This window comes from Noviherbaspirillum sp. (assembly GCF_035944575.1).
Lineage (GTDB): Bacteria > Pseudomonadota > Gammaproteobacteria > Burkholderiales > Burkholderiaceae_D > Noviherbaspirillum.
This window is the reverse complement of the sequence record NZ_DASZBA010000035.1, coordinates 1-17465: the sequence shown is the minus strand read 5'-3', so window position 1 is coordinate 17465 and position 17465 is coordinate 1. Positions and strand designations below refer to the sequence as shown.

General features: G+C 60.9%; 16 protein-coding genes. 10 read left to right on the top strand and 6 right to left on the bottom strand.

Annotation, left to right across the window (positions count from 1 at the left end; all coding sequences use genetic code 11):
* The first annotated feature begins 82 nt into the window (after nucleotides 1–82).
* Together VGU61_RS02095 and VGU61_RS02090 are read left to right on the top strand one after the other, a co-directional pair.
* Nucleotides 83–1846, top strand: coding sequence for a diguanylate cyclase (locus VGU61_RS02095; RefSeq protein ID WP_326857441.1), 1764 nt, complete (start codon nucleotides 83–85; stop codon nucleotides 1844–1846).
* 96 nt (nucleotides 1847–1942) lie between these two features.
* Nucleotides 1943–5071 (top strand): CHASE domain-containing protein, encoded by a 3129-nt coding sequence (locus VGU61_RS02090; RefSeq protein WP_326857440.1) that lies wholly within the window; start codon nucleotides 1943–1945, stop codon nucleotides 5069–5071.
* Nucleotides 5072–5080: 9 nt separating this feature from the next.
* On the opposite strand, the gene VGU61_RS02085 is transcribed toward VGU61_RS02090, so the two are convergent.
* Complete coding sequence (locus VGU61_RS02085) at nucleotides 5081–7087, bottom strand: AsmA family protein (protein ID WP_326857439.1); 2007 nt, start codon at nucleotides 7085–7087, stop codon at nucleotides 5081–5083.
* Nucleotides 7088–7346: 259 nt separating this feature from the next.
* Here VGU61_RS02085 and VGU61_RS02080 point away from each other — a divergent pair, with 259 nt between their 5' ends.
* The 3 genes from VGU61_RS02080 to VGU61_RS02070 all read left to right on the top strand — a co-directional run bounded on the left by VGU61_RS02080 (nucleotide 7347) and on the right by VGU61_RS02070 (nucleotide 9551).
* A complete protein-coding gene (locus VGU61_RS02080; RefSeq protein WP_326857438.1) occupies nucleotides 7347–7808 on the top strand; it encodes a fasciclin domain-containing protein in 462 nt (153 codons plus the stop codon).
* A gap of 169 nt (nucleotides 7809–7977) precedes the next feature.
* A complete protein-coding gene (locus VGU61_RS02075; protein ID WP_326857437.1) occupies nucleotides 7978–8577 on the top strand; it encodes a DUF924 family protein in 600 nt (199 codons plus the stop codon).
* A 14-nt stretch (nucleotides 8578–8591) separates the two neighbouring features.
* Nucleotides 8592–9551, top strand: coding sequence for an oxygenase MpaB family protein (locus VGU61_RS02070; protein WP_326857436.1), 960 nt, complete (start codon nucleotides 8592–8594; stop codon nucleotides 9549–9551).
* A 9-nt stretch (nucleotides 9552–9560) separates the two neighbouring features.
* On the opposite strand, the gene VGU61_RS02065 is transcribed toward VGU61_RS02070, so the two are convergent.
* Entirely contained in the window at nucleotides 9561–9986 is a 426-nt protein-coding gene (locus VGU61_RS02065; protein ID WP_326857435.1) for a hypothetical protein, read from the bottom strand.
* 248 nt (nucleotides 9987–10234) lie between these two features.
* Here VGU61_RS02065 and VGU61_RS02060 point away from each other — a divergent pair, with 248 nt between their 5' ends.
* Together VGU61_RS02060 and VGU61_RS02055 are read left to right on the top strand one after the other, a co-directional pair.
* Nucleotides 10235–10456 carry a hypothetical protein gene (locus VGU61_RS02060; RefSeq protein ID WP_326857434.1) on the top strand — a complete coding sequence of 74 codons (222 nt, stop codon included), beginning with the start codon at nucleotides 10235–10237 and terminating at the stop codon, nucleotides 10454–10456.
* Between the two features lie 50 nt (nucleotides 10457–10506).
* The gene (locus tag VGU61_RS02055; RefSeq protein WP_326857433.1) at nucleotides 10507–11118 is read left to right on the top strand and encodes a DedA family protein; all 612 of its coding nucleotides are present in this window, start codon (nucleotides 10507–10509) and stop codon (nucleotides 11116–11118) included.
* Between the two features lie 486 nt (nucleotides 11119–11604).
* Here the strand turns inward: VGU61_RS02055 and VGU61_RS02050 are convergent, their stop codons facing one another.
* Nucleotides 11605–12030, bottom strand: a complete 426-nt coding sequence (locus VGU61_RS02050) for a DUF1810 domain-containing protein (RefSeq protein WP_326857432.1) — start codon at nucleotides 12028–12030, stop codon at nucleotides 11605–11607.
* Between the two features lie 74 nt (nucleotides 12031–12104).
* Between VGU61_RS02050 and VGU61_RS02045 the strand changes: the two genes are divergently transcribed.
* Nucleotides 12105–12899, top strand: a complete 795-nt coding sequence (locus VGU61_RS02045) for a DUF2007 domain-containing protein (RefSeq protein ID WP_326857431.1) — start codon at nucleotides 12105–12107, stop codon at nucleotides 12897–12899.
* 104 nt (nucleotides 12900–13003) lie between these two features.
* Nucleotides 13004–13231, top strand: coding sequence for a hypothetical protein (locus tag VGU61_RS02040; RefSeq protein ID WP_326857430.1), 228 nt, complete (start codon nucleotides 13004–13006; stop codon nucleotides 13229–13231).
* 34 nt (nucleotides 13232–13265) lie between these two features.
* Here the strand turns inward: VGU61_RS02040 and VGU61_RS02035 are convergent, their stop codons facing one another.
* The 3 genes from VGU61_RS02035 to VGU61_RS02025 all read right to left on the bottom strand — a co-directional run bounded on the left by VGU61_RS02035 (nucleotide 13266) and on the right by VGU61_RS02025 (nucleotide 16315).
* Nucleotides 13266–13508, bottom strand: a complete 243-nt coding sequence (locus VGU61_RS02035) for a hypothetical protein (protein ID WP_326857429.1) — start codon at nucleotides 13506–13508, stop codon at nucleotides 13266–13268.
* 131 nt (nucleotides 13509–13639) lie between these two features.
* Nucleotides 13640–14845: a hypothetical protein gene (locus VGU61_RS02030; RefSeq protein WP_326857428.1), complete on the bottom strand. Its 1206-nt coding sequence runs from the start codon at nucleotides 14843–14845 to the stop codon at nucleotides 13640–13642.
* Between the two features lie 108 nt (nucleotides 14846–14953).
* Nucleotides 14954–16315 carry an alpha/beta hydrolase family protein gene (locus tag VGU61_RS02025; RefSeq protein ID WP_326857427.1) on the bottom strand — a complete coding sequence of 454 codons (1362 nt, stop codon included), beginning with the start codon at nucleotides 16313–16315 and terminating at the stop codon, nucleotides 14954–14956.
* Nucleotides 16316–16865: 550 nt separating this feature from the next.
* Between VGU61_RS02025 and VGU61_RS02020 the strand changes: the two genes are divergently transcribed.
* Nucleotides 16866–17465, top strand: a 600-nt coding sequence (locus VGU61_RS02020) for an AAA family ATPase (protein ID WP_326857426.1), incomplete at its 3' end; no start/stop codon positions are given.

Below are 17465 nucleotides of genomic sequence, written 5' to 3'. Positions count from 1 at the left end.
ATTTGCCTCCCTGCAATTGCGATAAACTGGCAGGTCTGCTTTTGTAAAGTCGGCCTGGCGCTACGCCGGTTCCGCATCAATTATGCGTATTGATTGGAAATTCAAGGCGGCTTTCCTGTTTGCTTTCCTGTTGGTGGCCGTGAATGCGGCAATTCCCTGGCTATCGATTTCCTGGGCCGGCGCGGCGCAGGAACGGCATGAAGCCTCCAGAAAAAGAATTGAATTCATCCATGAATTCCTTTCCACGATCAAGGATGCCGAAACCGGCCAGCGCGGGTTCATCATTACCGGCAAGGAGGAATTCCTGCTTCCTTATCAACTCGCGGTAAACCAGCTCGGCAAGGACATCCCGCAACTGGAACGGATCATCGCCGACGAGCCGCGCTGGGAAGTCTACGGCAGGGAAGTCATCAGTTTCACCGCACTGAAGATGCAGTCCATGGCGGAAACGATCGAAGTGCGCCGCAAGAGCGGCTTTGCGGCGGTGGAGCCGGTGATCAGCAGCGCCAACGGCAAATACTTCATGGATCGTATCCGCACGGCGGTCAGCGCGGTAGCGCAGGAAGAATCCGCCGAGCGCGACCGCCTCGACATCGAGCGTGAAAAGCATGTGGAAACCCTCGCCAATCTCAGCCTGGTGGCCGGCATCGCGAATCTTTTCCTGCTCTCCATCGCACTGCACTTCCTGTTCCGCGCGCTCATGGCCGGGCGCCATGCCGCACAGTCCTATCAGAACCTGAACCAGAAACTCGGCGCCGGCATGGAAGAACTCGAACGGCGCAACAGGGAAGTCATGCTGCTCGGCCAAATGGCGCGCGCCCTGGAATCGCAGATCACGCTGCCCGAAGCGTTTCACGTCATCGTCACGTACCTGCCCAAGCTGCTTTCCGGAACCTCGGGCGCGCTTTACATGCTGCGGCATTCCGGCAACCTGATGGAAAATGTCGGGAGCTGGGGCAAGCCCAGGCATGCCGGCAACCATATCGAGCCTGAAACCTGCTGGGCATTGCGGCGCGGCCAGCCGCACGCGACATCGCAACCGGACGATCTCTGCTGCCCGCATTACGCCGGCGAAGCCGGTGATGAACAGCTCAGGCGGCTCTGCCTGCCGCTCACGGCGCAGGGGCAGGTGCTGGGCCTTATCTATATCGAAGCGCCGACGCAGGTGAGAAGCGAATCCTCGGTCATCGACCGCAAGCTGGAAGACCTGGCCTTGCCGATCTCGGAACAGGTCGCACTGGCCTTGTCGAATGCGCAACTGCGGCAGATCCTGCGCGAACAATCCATCATGGATGCGCTGACCGGCTTGTTCAATCGCCGCTATATGGAAGAGACGTTGCAACGGGAACTGGCGCGCGCGACCCGCACGGGCGTGCCGCTGTCCCTGATCGTGTACGACCTCGACCATTTCAAGAGAGTGAATGACACCCACGGCCACGAGGCCGGCGACGCAGTGCTGAAAGCATGCTCCCAGCATGTCAGGCGCAGCGTTCGCGAAAGCGATGTGCCGTGCCGCTACGGCGGCGAGGAATTCGTCCTGATCCTTCCCGACTGCGGAAAGGAGGCCGCTTTCGCGAAGGCGGACCGGCTCCGCGAAGAATTCAGCCGCCTGCACATCATGCATGACAGGCAGCTGCCATGCCAGGTCACCGCTACATTTGGCGTCGCCAGCTTCCCGGGCGATGCGCGAGAGGCGGAAAGGCTCTTCAGCGCCGCCGACGAGGCGCTGTACCGGGGTAAGGAAGGAGGGCGCAACTGCGTGATGGCGGCATTTCCCGATCCTGAACCGAACGCAAACCAGCCTGCCGCTGTCAGAACGGACCTGAGGACGAATTCGGAAGCGTGATTCCAGGCGGTACATGCCTCCTGCCGGGCTGTTAAACTGCACTCCGCGCACCCCCGCTTACATCAATTTCACCAGGCAGATTTTTGCCGGAGAACAATGCCCCGTAATTCTCCTGCCGCTACGCCAGCAAACGACCACCGTTCCGCATCCCGCCCGGCCAAGGGCAGGGAAGGCCTTCTGCCGCAATTGCTTGCGCTGCTGATCTTTCTTCTGTCGTTCGCTACCACCTACGGCCTGTGGCGAAGCGCCCATGTGGAAGCGATGAAAGAGCTGCGGGCGGATTTCGATTTTCGCGTTCTCGAGACCGCTGAACGGATCGAGCAGCGCATGGGCACCTATGAACAGGTGCTGCGGGGCACCAAGGGTTTCCTGGGAGGATCGACGGATGTGAGCCATGAGCGCTTCCGCGCCTATGTCGAAACGCTGCGGCTGGAAAGGCATTATCCGGGCATCCAGGGCATTGCCCTGTCGCAGATCGTCCTGCCCGCCGACAAGGACCGGCATGTGGCTGCCATCCGTGAGCTGGGCTTTTCCGACTACGCGATCCGGCCGGCCGGCGAGCGCGAGATCTATTCATCGATCAGCCATATCGAGCCGCTGACGGGACTGAATCCCAGCGCGCTGGGATTCGACATGTTTTCCGAACCGATCCGCCAGGCCGCGATGGCGCGCGCCCGCGATACCGGCAACGCCGCCCTGTCCGGCAAGCTCAAGCTGATCCAGGAACGGGCGGAGCGTTCGCAGGCCGGATTCGTGATGTATGTTCCGTTGTACCGGGCCGGCATGCCTGCGGACACAATCGAGCAACGCCGCGCGAACATCATCGGCTGGGTCGGCGGCCCTTTCCGGATGGACGACCTGATGGCCAACCTCGGCGGACAACGGCTGGCCGATCTGCGCCTGCAGATCTACGACGGCAATGCAATGACCGAGGCGGCAAAGCTGTTCGAGTCCGGCAGCCGGTCGGCCGATCCGCTGTTCAGCCAGACCAGGCGGCTCCTCATTGCCGGACGCCCGTGGGTGCTGTCGATCGAATCCACTCCCGCTTTCGAAGCGCGTATCGATACCGAAAAGCCGCGTTTCATCGCACTCACCGGTGCCGGGATCAGCCTGTTGCTCGGAACCCTGGTCTGGGTGCTTGCCACCGGAAGGCGGCGCGCACTTGCGCTGGCCACCGCAATGACGAACGAACTCAGGGCCAGTGAATCACGCTGGAAATACGCGCTGGAAGGAGCAGGGGACGGCGTCTGGGACTGGAACATCCGCACCGGCCAAGTGCTTTACACGAGGCAATGGAAAAAAATGCTCGGCTATGCGGATGACGACATCGCACCAGAAGCCTCCGAATGGGACCGGCTCACCCATCCTGCTGACAAGCAGCGGGTCACCTCCATCCTTGCCGCCCACCTGGAAGGCAGGAGTCCGTCGTATGCCAGCGAACACCGGTTGCTGTGCAAGGACGGCAGCTGGAAATGGGTTCTGTCGCGCGGCATGGTCGTCAGCCGTGACCGGGATGGCAATGCCCTGCGCATGATCGGCACCCACTCCGACATCACCGCCCGCAAGCAGGCCGAGGAGCGCGAGGCCGAACGGCTGCAGCAACTGGAAGAGGCACGCACCGCGCTGCATCATGCACAGAAACTGGAGGCGGTGGGCAAGCTGACCGGGGGCGTTGCGCACGACTTCAACAATGCGCTGCAGATCATCGGCGGCAACCTCCAGTTGCTGGAGCTGCGCACCGGTGGCAACGAGCAGGCTGCCGCGCTGATCCACGGCGCCATGAAGGCGGTGGACCGCGGCGCCAAACTATCGTCGCAGCTGCTGGCATTCGCGCGCCGCCAACCGCTGCAGCCGAGAGTGGTCAACCTCGGCCGCATGACGCGCAGCATGGATGAACTGATGCGGCGGGCACTGGGAGAATCCATCGAGATCCACACCATCATTGCCCCGGTGATGCTCAATACCCTGGTCGACCCGTACCAGCTTGAAAACGTCATTCTCAATCTCGCGCTCAATTCCCGCGATGCGATGCAGGGACAAGGCAGCCTCACCATCGAGGCAGGCAGCGAATATCTTGATGCCGGCACTGACAGCGACACCGACACCGTGCCCGGTCCGGAACTGCCGCCCGGCCGGTATGTGACACTCGCCATTTCCGATACCGGTTCCGGCATGACGCCCGAAGTGCTGGAACATGCATTCGAACCTTTCTTCACCACCAAGCCGGAAGGGCAGGGAACCGGCCTCGGCCTCAGCATGGCCTACGGCTTCGTCAAGCAGAGCGGCGGGCATATTCGCATCTTCAGCGAAGTCGGTCACGGCACGATGGTGAAAATTTATCTTCCGGCGTCGGACGACCCGGAGACCGATATGTCGGTCGTTACCAGCCAGACCGTCATCGGCGGCTCGGAAACCATCTTGGTCGTCGAAGACGATGCCGGCGTGCGCGGCGTCGTGGTCGGCATGCTGACCGAACTCGGTTACCGGGTATTGCAGGCGCAGGACGGCAGGGAGGCGCTCGATGCACTGGCAAGCGGCGAATCCATCGACCTGCTGTTCACCGATGTGGTGATGCCGGGGCCGGTGCAAAGCCCCGAACTGGCCGCCCGCGCGAAACAGATGGTTCCCGGCATCGCCGTATTGTTCACTTCCGGCTACACCCGCGACGTCATCACGCAGGATGGTCGTCTCGACGCCGACCTGCAGCTGCTCAGCAAACCGTACCGTCGCGAACAACTGGCGATCCGCATCCGCAGCATGCTGTTCCACAGGCAGGGCCAGCGCCCCATGGAGACGCCGACCGCAAGGCCGATTCCCATTTCCGCGCTGACGCCTCCGGTTGAAGAGGACGCCGCCGGCGACCCGCTTCTGCCGGCGACACGGAGACGGGAGATACTGGTGGTCGAGGACAATAACGATATGCGCATGTTGCTGTGCGAAATGCTCGGCATTCTCGGCCATCATCCCCATCCGGCGGCGAATGCGGAGGATGCGCTGCAGCGGCTGTCGCACGGTGGCATCGACGTATTATTGACGGATATCGGCCTGCCCGGCATGAGCGGCGTCGAGCTGGCCGAAGCTGCCGCGGCGGCGGACGCCTCGATGAAAATCATCTTCGCCTCGGGTCACGGCGAAACCGTCCAGACACCGCACAATCTTTCATCGGTAACCCTGGCGAAGCCGTACACCCTCATCCAATTGCAGCAGGCGCTGCAAAGCGTCTAGAGCACTTTCCTAATTATTGCTGCGCGCCGATTTCCCGGGCGGCGGCGCCTCCGGTTTTTTCTGCGCCTGCGCCAGCAGGGCCGGACACGGCGCTTCCTCGCCCGGCCCCGGGTTGATCAGCGCCAGCAACGCGGCCAGCGGCGCAACCGCGGTACCCAGTACCACCGCCGCGCCGGCTTTCATCGCCACCGCGCCCTTATCCACGCCGACATCCGGGTCCTTGAACGTGCCGCTCACATACAGCGGAGAGCGCAGCGAAATGATGCGCACGCCCTTGCTTTCGGGCTTGATGTTCAGGTCCAGCGCTTCCTTGGCGAAGTTGACCTTGCCGTCGACATTGATGGTCGCATCCTGGGTGTCGACCACAAAGGTCTTCGTCTGCATCAGCCCGTCGGTAACGGCGAAATCGGCAGCCATGCAATTGAGCTGCACCTGACGGTCGCCGAACAACTGCGCGACAACCACGCTGCCGAGATTCAGTCCCATCGCTTCCAGGATCACCTTGCTGATGCTGCCTTCCGTAACCACCGACTTCACTTCGCCGTTCGACGACCCAAGAAGGGCGGCAAATGAATTGCCGGCGCCGGTCAGCTTGGCATCGGCATTGACTTCACCGAAGCTGGCCCGCATCGACTGCACTTTCGGGAACATCTGCTTGAGTTTCAGCCGGCGCGCGGTCATCGTCATCTGCGCCTTGACAGGCTTGCTGGTACTGTCGATCTGCAGCTGCGACGTGATCTGGCCGCCGGCGACGCCGAACTTCAGCGGCGCCAGGGTCAAAATTCCGTTCTTCATCTCGACGGTGGCCGAGACGTTGTCCAGCGGCAGGCTTTCGGCGCGGATGATTTTCTGTCCGGTGAAGCGGACCTGGGCGTCCACCTTGTTCCAGCGGTCGGTCTGGAACGGCGTGACCGGCAATACCTTGTCGGGCGGCTGCTTGACCTTGATGCCGCGTTTCTCGCGTTCTTCGTTCTTGGGACCGAACAGGGCGGTCAATTCGTCGATCTTCAGATTCTTCGACGTCACATCACCGCTCAGCAGGGGACGCGGTTCGCGGTGTATGTATTCGAGCGTGCCTCCGATGTCGCTGGAGCCGACCCGGCCGACAAATTTCTCATAGCGCAGCTTGGTATTGTCCGCGCCCAATGTGCCGACTACCCGGCCGGAGGTGGAAAATTTCGGCGTTTCCGGCAGCAGGATGCCGGTCAATGGATAGAGCAGGGCCATGCTGGCGCCCTTGATGTTGAGCTGGAGGTCCAGCGCACTCAGATGCGCCGGTTCCGTGAGGGTGCCCTTGGCGTTGATCTCGGTATCGCCGACGACCACTTCCGCATCGATCGGAAATTCCACGCCGCGCTCGCGCAGCGACAGGAGTGCGCCGGCCTTGCCGCCGCCGCTTACCTTTTCACCGTCGAATTCCCCGGCCAGCTTCCAGTTGATCCCTTCTTCGCCGTCGGTCCGGCTGTCGACCGTGGCGGTGACGTCCGCATGCTTGGTGGCATCGACCAGCCTGACCTTGGCGCGGTCGAGCATCAGGTTGTCCAGTTCGAGTTTCCAGTTGGAGGGCTCTTCATCTTTTTTGGTGAACGTCCAGTTATTGCGGCCGTCCTTGTCGCGTTCCAGCACCAATTCCGGGGCGCTCACTTTCAGCGACGAGATGTGGATGCGCTTTTGCAGCAGCGCAAGGGGATTGAGCGTGACGTCGATCTGCTCGATGCGTGCCATGGTGGGGCCGGTGCTGGCCCATTCGGGATTGCCGACCGTCACGCCCTGCACGCGCAGATGCGGCCACGATATGAAGCGGCGCCAGCCTTCCTGTTGCTGTCCGGGTTTTTCCCATTGCAGCGACAGGTCGCCGTCAATGGAGAATGAGCGCCCGGTCGCCTGACTGACCTTCTCGGAAATCCATGGTTTGGCCTGGTTCCAGTTCATTGAACCAAGCAAGGCGATGATGAGCAGCAGCAGGGCTACCAGGCCGAGCAGCAATCCCAACGCCACTTTGAGAGTTCGTTTCATGTCAGTATGACCATAAGGCGCGTGCAGCGTTCGGCGCCGGCTAGCCGATATGTCGACTGGATCAAACCGTGGTGGTATTACGCATGCGGATGGCGTATTGCAACGGGCGTGAAGATGTCCTTCCGGAAATTGGTTGAACTTTTCTCACATGATTCGGCCCCATCACAGGCAGCCGGGAAATCGAGTGCCTTAATACAACGGCACTGTCAGGACGCTTCCGGTGAACACTCAGGAGGTTGTCTTCCTTAAAGGAGTCATCATGAAGACAAAACATTTGCTTGTTGCACTAGCGCTGACCACGTCAGGTTCGGCAATTGCCGACGACCTGGTGAAGACCGCGGAACGCTCGCCCGAAATACGTACCTTCGTCGATGCAATCAATCTGGCAGGCCTGAACGAAACATTCAGGAACAAGGGCCCGTTCACCATCTTTGCGCCATCCGAGTCGGCAATGGCCCGCTTGTCTCCGGATGTGAAAAAGACGCTCCTGTCCAACAAGGAAACCGCGACAAAGTTCGTATCGGACCATATCGTCCCGGGAAAAATTGTGGTGACGGAAATCAAGCCGGGCAAGACGCAAACCATCGAAGGCAGAACCATCAGCCTGCAATCGGATAACGGCCTGGTGAAAGTCGAAGGCGCGTCGGTCATCCAGAGCGATATCGTGGCGGACAACGGTGTGATTCATATTGTGGATACCGTGGTGCTGCCCGAGAAGTAATGAGCTTTCCTTGCGCCGGCAGGTAACGATGGTCCGGTCCAAGGTAGGCGGTGTGTTTGTGCAAGAATGCGCACACACACCGCCTTTCGGCCGAAATGCATCGCGATGAGCGGCATCCGGCGGCCAAGTCCCGGGCGGATCAAACTTAACCACTATCCTTGCAGAATTGATGGAAACACCCGATAGCATCCGCCGCTTCTGGTTCGGCGATAACAACAGCGATGCCGCGGTCGCGGCCGACAAGTCGTCACTGTGGTGGTCGAAGAATCCGGAGACGGATGCGCTCATCCGTGAACGCTTCGAAGCCATGGTCGTCCAGGCCGGACAGCGCGAACTGGACGGATGGGCAGCGACACCGGAAGGACGTCTGGCCCTCATCCTTCTGACCGATCAGTTTCCGAGAAACATCTACCGCGACAGCGGCAAGGCATTCGCCTTCGACGCGCTCGCCCGCGCATGGTGCAGGGAAGGACTCGCGCTGGGCGAGGATGCGATGTTGCGGCCGATCGAACGGGTCTTCTTCTATCTTCCCCTGGAACATTCCGAATCCGTCGCCGACCAGGCGCAGGCGGTCGAACTCTTCCAGTCGCTTGTCGCGCAGTCGGCGCCGGATGCGAAGGCAACCTTCGACGGCTTTCTCGATTTCGCGCGGCGCCACAAGATCATCATCGACCGGTTCGGCCGCTTCCCGCACCGCAACCGCCTGCTCGACCGGACCTCCACCCCGGAAGAGGCAGCTTTCCTTGCCCAGCCCGGTTCGTCGTTTTAACCCTCCCCGGCGCGATGCCATCCTCTTCCGCCATCCTGCTTCCGTCACCGCTGCAGCGCCGGCTGGAGGCCGCCGCCAGCGACTTTCTCGATCCGGGCGCCGGCGCCGGCATCGACTTCGCCGCGCCGCCGGGGGAGCCGGCGCTGCTGCCTCATGATTCGGTATCGTGGCGGCTGTTCAAGAATCCCTTGTCCTTGTTTATCGGCGGCGTCGCCGCGGTCATCCTCGAACTGGCCGAACCGCGTGTGCGTACCGGCGTTTGGGAGCACACCAGTTTCCGCGACGATCCGCTGCGGCGCCTGAAGCGCACCGGACTGGCGGCCATGATGACGGTGTACGGCCCGCGTAGCCGCACCGAGGCCATGATCGCCGGCGTGGTGCGCTTGCATGGACGCGTGCGCGGCAGTACGCCGGCCGGACAACCGTACAGCGCCGACGATCCCGAACTGCTCGACTGGGTTCACGCCACTGCCAGCTTCGGTTTCCTGCAGGCGTATCACACTTACGTGAGGCCGCTTTCCGAGGACGCGCGCGATGCGTATTACCGTGAGGGAAAGACCACGTCATTGTTGTACGGCGCGCTCGGGCCGCCGGCTTCGGAAAGGGAACTCGACCTGTTGTTCGAGGCGACGGCAGGCAGGCTGGAGCGCTCCGCGATCGTGTTTGAATTCCTTCGCATCATGCAGCGGGTCGCATTGCTGCCCGGGCCGATGTCGATGCTTCAGGACTGGCTCATCAAGGCCGCCGTCGGACTGGTGCCACTGTGGGCGAGGGACCGGCTTGAATTGGGCAATGCATGGGATCTGCGCCCATGGCAGCGGACCATCATCGAGCGCGCCGGATCGACTGTCGACCGGATCGTGCTGCGGTCCGGGCCGGCGGTGCAGTCATGCCGCCGGCTTGGGCTGCCGGATGATTATCTGTACGACGCGTCATGGAACACGACGGACGAGGCGCGAAGCAACGGCAATTGATGCCGTTTTCTACAATGCGTGGTCCTGGATTTCACGCAGAAACCAGCAGCCGTTCGCCAGCAGAAAATGGTATGTCACCAGCGTGGACGTGCCCGGCCGCGACAGCCGCGCAACCGCGCTGGTCGGCGTCTTCTGTTGCAGTTCCGATTCGATGCCGGTCGTGCGGATATAGTCGCCCAGGGCAGGGTACTTCATATCGTCACGCCTGGAGGCGGTGCGGCGCGTTTCGATGATTTCCTGCTTGCCGTTTTCCATCCCGTACTGGAAACGAACGCGCGCCGATGGGTAAATGGTGCGGCTGATCGCAAAATCCTTGTCGTTGATAAAGGTCTCGAAGAACGCCGGCAAGGCTTCCGGCTGACGCGCACTGCATGCCTGCGCGGAGACGGCGCTCGCGGCCAGCAACAAAACAATGCATCTGGACAGATTTTTCATGCCTGTATTTCCCTCCGAAGGTTGATCGCTGGCATGCAGCCATGCCATGCACGGTTTTGTATTCCATTATCGGATTTGTAATGCAGTGCAAATTGACCGATCTTAACTGCAGGACTTAATTGCGAAGATGAAAGTCAGTCGCAATGCCGTTCATTGCAGCAGGGCATCGCATGGGAACTTGTCTTAAACCGATCACTCTTTCATAGACATTGAAAAAATGTCTTTTCCCATTGCATTGAAGGATGATCATGCCGAACGATCTGCAATCCGCACCCAGTCCGAAGCGTGCCCCGGACACCGATGGCGGCAGCGCCGCCGCCGACTTCGGCCTCGGCTTGCCGCCGCAGGAAACCGAGCGCCGCGATCAGAATGCCAGCAATGGAAAGGATGGCCAGCCGCCGCAGGACAATCCGCAGTCCGAACCTGGTGACGAAGACCTGCCCATTCCAACCACTTACCCGACCGCATAGCCGCGTGGGGTTACGCCGCCTGCCGGCATGCGCAGAGGAGAAACCGCAAGTTGTTTGAGTTCATCGTCAATATCGTTCAGCAGGGAAGTTATGCCGGCGTCTTTCTGCTGATGGCGCTGGAAAATCTTTTTCCGCCCATCCCGTCCGAATTGATCATGCCTCTTGCGGGATTTTCCGCTGCCCGCGGCGACATGAACGTCGTGCTCGTGGTGCTTGCCGGGACGCTAGGCTCGGTGATCGGCGCGCTGCCTTGGTATTACGCGGGCAAGCGGTTCGGCCTGGAACGGATCAAGCGGCTCGCATCCCGGCATGGCCGCTGGATGACCGTCTCACCCGATGATGTCGATACGGCGATGCATCGCTTCGAACGGCATGGCCGTGCCGTGGTGTTCTTCGGCCGCCTGATCCCGGCGATTCGTACCCTGATTTCCGTTCCTGCAGGCATCAATCGCATGCGCATGGCGCCGTTTCTCGCCTTTTCGATCGCCGGGTCGCTGTTGTGGACAGGCGTGCTTACTGCGGCGGGGTTCATCCTGAATTCGCAGTATGAGCGTGTCGCGGAGTATCTTGATCCGGTGTCGAAGGGGGTGTTGATTTTGATTGCGGGGATTTATGTGTATCGGTTGGTGACGCACCCGGTGCAGAGGGCGGATGAGACTTGAGGGCTTTGTCGTTGTCGTAAAGACGAAAATCTGGAACTACGGAGTGTCCCCGGTAATCCATCAGCCTGTCATTCCCGCGGAGGCGGGAATCCAGAGTTGCGGAGTGTCTCCGATGATACAACGCCGTGAGTTCTCCGAAGAGACTAGCCGGGACTGGCCCCGGCGGGCCACTCACTTTCCTTGTCTCGCCAAGAAAAGTAAGCAAAAGACGGCGACCCCCAGTCGACGCCCGCTGCGCGGGTACCCAAAAGCAGGCATGCCGAAGCGGGAAGCGAAATAAACTCGCCTGCGGCTCAGACAGATTTCGCTTCTTTATCCGTTTTGACCGGGGCACTTTTGGCGTCGCTAAAAGGGGATAAACGGCCACACCATCTCCACCCTGACCCTCCTCTTGAAGAGGAGGGAGTTGATCATTCTTTACCTTGCAGACGTAAGCGAACACAAAATTTGGTGTAACCCTCGATCCGTGCAGAACTTCGTACGAGGTCACACGCCCAACCGCGCCAACGTCAACGAATCCTGGTTTCCTGCAAAATACTTATCCAGGCATTCCTGAAACACCGCTTCCTCCGGTGCCGCATGGGCGAACAGCGTCATCGACGAGTGGAATTTCATGTCGTCGGGGTACCCGAAGATTTCCGCGACCGTGCGGCCTTCCACCGCTGCCACTAGGGCGGCGCATTCCCTGAGCCGCTTGCCCAGCAGCGGATGGCGCAGGTAGGCCGACGCTTCGGCCAGCGACGAGATTGCGTAGAGGCGCGCCGTCGAGCTGTGGCCCAGCCCCTCTATCTGCGGGAAGATGAACCACATCCAGTGGCTCTGTTTCCTGCCGGCGCGCAGCTCGGCGCTTACCCTGTCATACACCGGTTGCTGCGCATCGATGAAGCGCTGCAGATTGAATTCGTCGTTCATGTTTGATGGACCTCGACTATTGCAATGCGATTTCATTTACCATCGGATCTAACCTCAACCGCCATCCCCATTCGATGACACCACTCTATCAGGCATCCAATGCCGTCGAGGCGTACATGATTCTCCATCTGCTGGAGCAGAAAGGGCTGTCAGGCCGGGTCGACGGCGAATACCTGCAAGGCGGTATCGGCGAATTGCCTGCGGCCGGGCTGGTCAGGGTGATGGTGGCGGAGCAGGACTACGAAGCGGCCAAGGCGATCGTCGATGAATGGGACGCGGCCCAGCCGGCGCAAGTTCATGAATCCGCGCCCGCCAGCGGTGGCCGACGGCTCGGCATGTTCGCTGCAGGGGTGATTGCCGGCCTGATCTGTGCCTACGGGTATTACCGGACGCCGGTCACGATTGACGGGATTGATCACAATTTCGACGGCGTGCCCGATGAGCACCGTGCTTACTCGCCCGCCGGCCGACCGGTGAAAACCGAGGCGGACCGCAACCTTGACGGCAAGGTCGATTACATCACCGCATACGGCACCAACGGCATCCTCGAGTCGGCCGTGTCGGACGACGATTTCAACGGCAGGTTCGAATCGCGCCAAACCTTCCGCGCCGGCCAGCTCCACCGGCGCGAAACCGATACCGACGGCGACGGCTTTCATGACCTGCGTTCCAGCTACCGGCACGGCGTGCTGCAGTCGGTCGAGTATCTTCATCCGGTGAGCGGCCTGCCGCGGCGTATCGACTATTTCAGGCTGGGCAAACTGCATGCCGAGGAACGCGACACCGACCATGACGGCCGGATGGACACGCGGATACTCTACAATGCGAGCGGTGAAGCGGTCGCCAACGAAGCCATACGGCAGGACTGAATTCTTGCGCTTGCCAGGAAGGCAAGGGCGTTATCAACGATGCAAACCGATCGGTCCGCGCGCCTGTGCCAGCATGCGCGCGGCGGTCATCAACCGGAGAAGCAATGAGTGATTCAAACGATATTGACGACGATTCCATCTGGGTGGTGTACGAGGCGCCGCCTGACTACCCGGACAAGTACGTCGCGCGGCGGCTGCACCTGAACCGGCCCACCGGCGATGTCGTGATCGGCGACACGCTGATCGACGTGCGCAGCAAGTTGCCCAAGGGGCTGTTCCGCCTTGAGCGCAGCGACCGGGACGATCCGCTGGTGCGGGAATCCTGGATCTGACTGTCTCTTGAACCGGTGAATCCGGTATGCCGCGCTATGCCGCGAATACCGGATTCACCGACAACACCTTCACCTTCCTCGCCGGATCGCTCACCACATCCGGGTCCTCCCGATAGTTGCAGTACCGTTCATAGGCAAATTCCATGTCCTGTATCGTAGTGCAGCCGGTGAACGGACTATCGGGATTCGTCGTGTCGATGCGCTCGTTGCGGATTTCCCCGATGCGGTAGGGCTGCGCCGTCGTATCGACGGCGACGGTGATCACTTCAAACTCCATGGCCTGTCCTTTCGTATGCCGCGCTTCGACGCGCCGCCTGCGAAAAGCATAGCAAACATCCGTCCGCACGGATTTGGCTGGATCAACCGGCCGCCGGAAAAGCGGCCCGCCCGGCGCGCCGGCCGTCGCGACTATTGCGCCAGGGTTGCCGCCTCTTTCAGGCTGCCTGGCGGAAGCGATGCGAGCCAGGCCTGGTAGGACGCCTGGTCACGCTGTTGCCAGAATAACGAGAGCCGGGTTCCCGCCGCCGCCTGCAATTCCTGGTTGGTCAGGGTCGGAAGAATGCGGGCGACTTCCTCCGGCTTGGTGTACGACCAGCGATACAGCAAGTCCTGCGCCGCCTCGGCATAGAGCGGATCGCTGTTGTACTGGCTAAGCCAGTTCCATGCCGTCGTCAGGCTTTCCTGTCCCTGGCGTATGGCGATTTCGCTCATCAGGCTCTTTCTGACGGCGGGGTCGTCGGTACGGTTCAGGTACTTGGCCGCTTCCGCAGGATTGCTGGCCGCAAGGCTGCTGCTGACATGATTCAGCAGTTGCGCCGGGGAAGCATCGGAGCGTTCCTGTATGACCTGGTTGACCCACTGATAAGCCTGCGCGGGGTCATGCTGCGCATAGGACACCGCCACCTGCTGGATCAGCGAGACCGGTGCGCGGTCGGTCATCGATGCCACAGTCTGTGCGGCAAGTGCGACATTGCTGCGGATCAATCCCGGCAGAACGACGGCGGTCAGTTCGCCTTTCGCATCGAGGTTTGGATACTGGGCAATCCAGGCCAGCGCCTCGGCCGGATTGCTTTCCGACATCGCGCCGAGTGTCGCGGCGATCACCGTGCCGGTTTCCTGTCCGATTGCCTTGGAGTAGCTGGCGAATGTCTCGGGGCGCTGCTGCGCCAGGGCCGCCAATGCATTGGCGACGATCGTCTGGCGCTCCTCGGCGGGAATGCTATCCATGTGGGCCAGCGCTTCCGCCGGTGCTTCGATTACCCACGCGTTGAATGCGCTCTGCATGGCGCGGGTTTTGTTTTCGCCGGGCGGTTGCTGCAGGGTCGCTTCGAAGGATGTCTGCAGCGCGGGCGCGGAGACGCCTGGTCCGCCCTTGCGCATGATGGACATGAGGTCGGCGAATGCGAAACCGGTCGGGGCCTGCCCGCTGCCGGATGCGGTTGATGCCTGAGGAAGGCCGCTCGCCTGTTGTCCGGCGGGCTGCGTCTGGACGCTGCTATTTTTTTCACTGCCGCGCATGCCGGCGGCATCCTCCGTTCCTTCGAAAATCTGCACCCCGATCAATACGCCGGCAATCGGTGCAAGAAGAAACGGCAACACGATATGCAATTTCATGACTGAGTCTCCGCATGCGATGGAAAAGCACAGTGGAGCGCGGCGCAGTCGCGCCGGCTCCACTATGGCATGGGCATGGATGCTTACATGCCGGTGAGGCGGATCAGCTTAGTACGGGCAGTTCTCGCGATACTCGGAGATCAGCGAGCTCGACAGATCGGCCTGATGCGGCGTGCCGCAGAGGAACGGGCTGTAGCGCGTGTCGTTGTCCATGAAGCGCTTCATCCATGACACCGCGTACTTGCCCATCTTCGGGTAGTACTCGTTGGCGCCGTTCATGACGCAGAAGTGATCGCCGTTGTTCATCTCCATGAAGGCTTTCTTCGTGGCCGTCGACGGGATGCTGTTATAGAACGGCGATGCGTGGCTGGAGACAGGCGCGATCGAATCGTTCTCGCAGGCGATGATCATGGTGGGGACACGGATCGTCGAGAAGTTGTCGCTACTGTTCCATGGTGCCAGCGGGATTGCCGCCTTCAACGTCGGATTGTCGCGTGCGGCGATCAGCGAGCCGCCACCACCCATCGAGTGGCCCATCACGCCGAGGCGATTCGGATCCACCTTGCGATAAATCGGATGCGAGCTGGTATTGCTGTACTGCACCAGTTGGTTCAAGGCTGCCATGAGCTGCGGAGCGCGCTGGTATGGCTGGTCATAGATCGAGTTGGTATCGATCGTGATGACCACGAAACCATGCGATGCCAGGCGCGGGCCCCACCAGCTCATCGTGGACTGCGTGCCGGTGTAGCCTGGGGAAATGGCGATCGCGGCGAACGGTCCGGCCACGTTGGTCGGGTGATAGATGGTGCCGCCGTTATAACCGTTGGCAGCGTACGAGGACACGGTGGTCGTGGCATAGGTGAACGGGCCGACGCTGGCTTCCAGAGAAGTGTTGGTCGGGTTCGGGCCTCTGGCAAACGGGTTGGTCGGCGTGCCTGTGCCGCTGTTTCCGGTCAGCTGGATGTTGTCGACGGTGTAAGTTTCGCTGCTCAGGCTGCCATCGACGCGGAAGCGAAGGCGCAATGCAGTCTGGCCTTCTGCTGCTGTCGGGAGGTTGAAGGTAACACGGCCGTTGGTGGTGGCGCGGGTTGATTCAAGCGTGGTCCAGGTTGTACCGTTAGTGGAGTATTCCGCGATACCGGCTTCGCCTGTATCAAGGCCGGAGGTTACCCGGTCGAAGCTGACGCTCAGGCCGGTGAAGTTTTGGGTGTTGATCGGGTTGGAGGTAATGGCGCCGTCGGTGCAGCCATAGCAACCTTCCAGGCGCGCAGCGCCGGTGCTGGTGCTTACGGTACCAGTCGAGGTAAAGTTGCCGAGGCCGGCGGAAAAGTTTTCCTGGAATACCGCAACCTGTGCTTGTGCGCCATAGGAGCAGAGCAGGGCGGTGGCGAACAGGCCGGCTTTCATGGCACGAATGCCGGCGCGTGGGAACGCAGTTGGCTTTGTGCCAACCGTTTTTTGAATCATCATTCTTGTCTCCGAATTATTGGTATGAACTAGTGATGGTTTTGGTGCGTTGCACCCGGTATTGCGATCTGGTCGGGTTTGCTCCTTTAATGAAAAATTAGTAATAAATCCTGCACATGCTTGAAGAATCGGACGCCCGGCATCGGCCGCAGCATCCGCAGCAAATCGCTATACCGGCGCACAGCGGAATGCCGGAATCATGGCCCTGCGGGGCGATGATGCGGTGCCACGCGAGGAGGTCTATGCAACATCGATTGTGAAGCTTGATTATGTTGACCCCACAAAAAAAGAACATCCCCCGGAAGGGGGAGCGCCTGCTTTCAATGCCGGAAGTTAGCCGTATCCCCCATTTGGGGGATACGTGACGTACGGTGCGATGCTTGCAGAAAAGCCATGGCGAACTAACCGGAGACAAGAATGCTCAATCATAGGAACGGGACGTGGTGCCGGAAGCCGCTTCGGCGCGCCGGCTTGGCATATCAAAACGGGTTTTTGGCCACCGACTACAATCAGGCGCGAAGCCCGTATGTCAACTTCGAGGAAATGTACCGTGATGCATGACGCGACCCACCTGCCGCTTTTGCTGCCGAAAGTGCGGCCGCCCAGGTCAAGCGCAAAGCTGGTGCCGCGACCCCGGCTCGGGCGGCATGCGGCATCGATCGAAGAGACGTCGCTCACCGTGGTCAGCGCCCCCTCCGGTTTCGGCAAGACGACGATAGGCGCGGTGTGGGCCCGCGAGCTGCGAGCCAAAGGAGCCGTCGTGGGATGGCTCGCTCTGGACCAGGAAGACAATGAGCTGACGCGTTTCCTGCAATACCTTGCCTTCTCCATTGGCTATGCATACCAGGACCAGTCCCTGCAGACGCTTCCCGCAGCGCGCTTCACGACGCAGGCGCTGCAGGGGTACCGGCTGATCTCGAACCTCATTAACCACATCGCGGAAGAAGGCAGCGAAGTGTTCCTGTTCCTGGACGATTTCCATCTCATCACCCAGCCTTCGGTGAAAGACGCGGTGCGCTTCATGCTGCGCAATGCGCCCTCCAATTTTCATATGGTGCTGCTGTCCCGGCCGCATGGCGTCGCTGATTTCGGCGAAGGCAAGCCGGGTTCGGTGCTGCGGATCCATGCCGGCGATCTGCGCTTCACCGAGGCC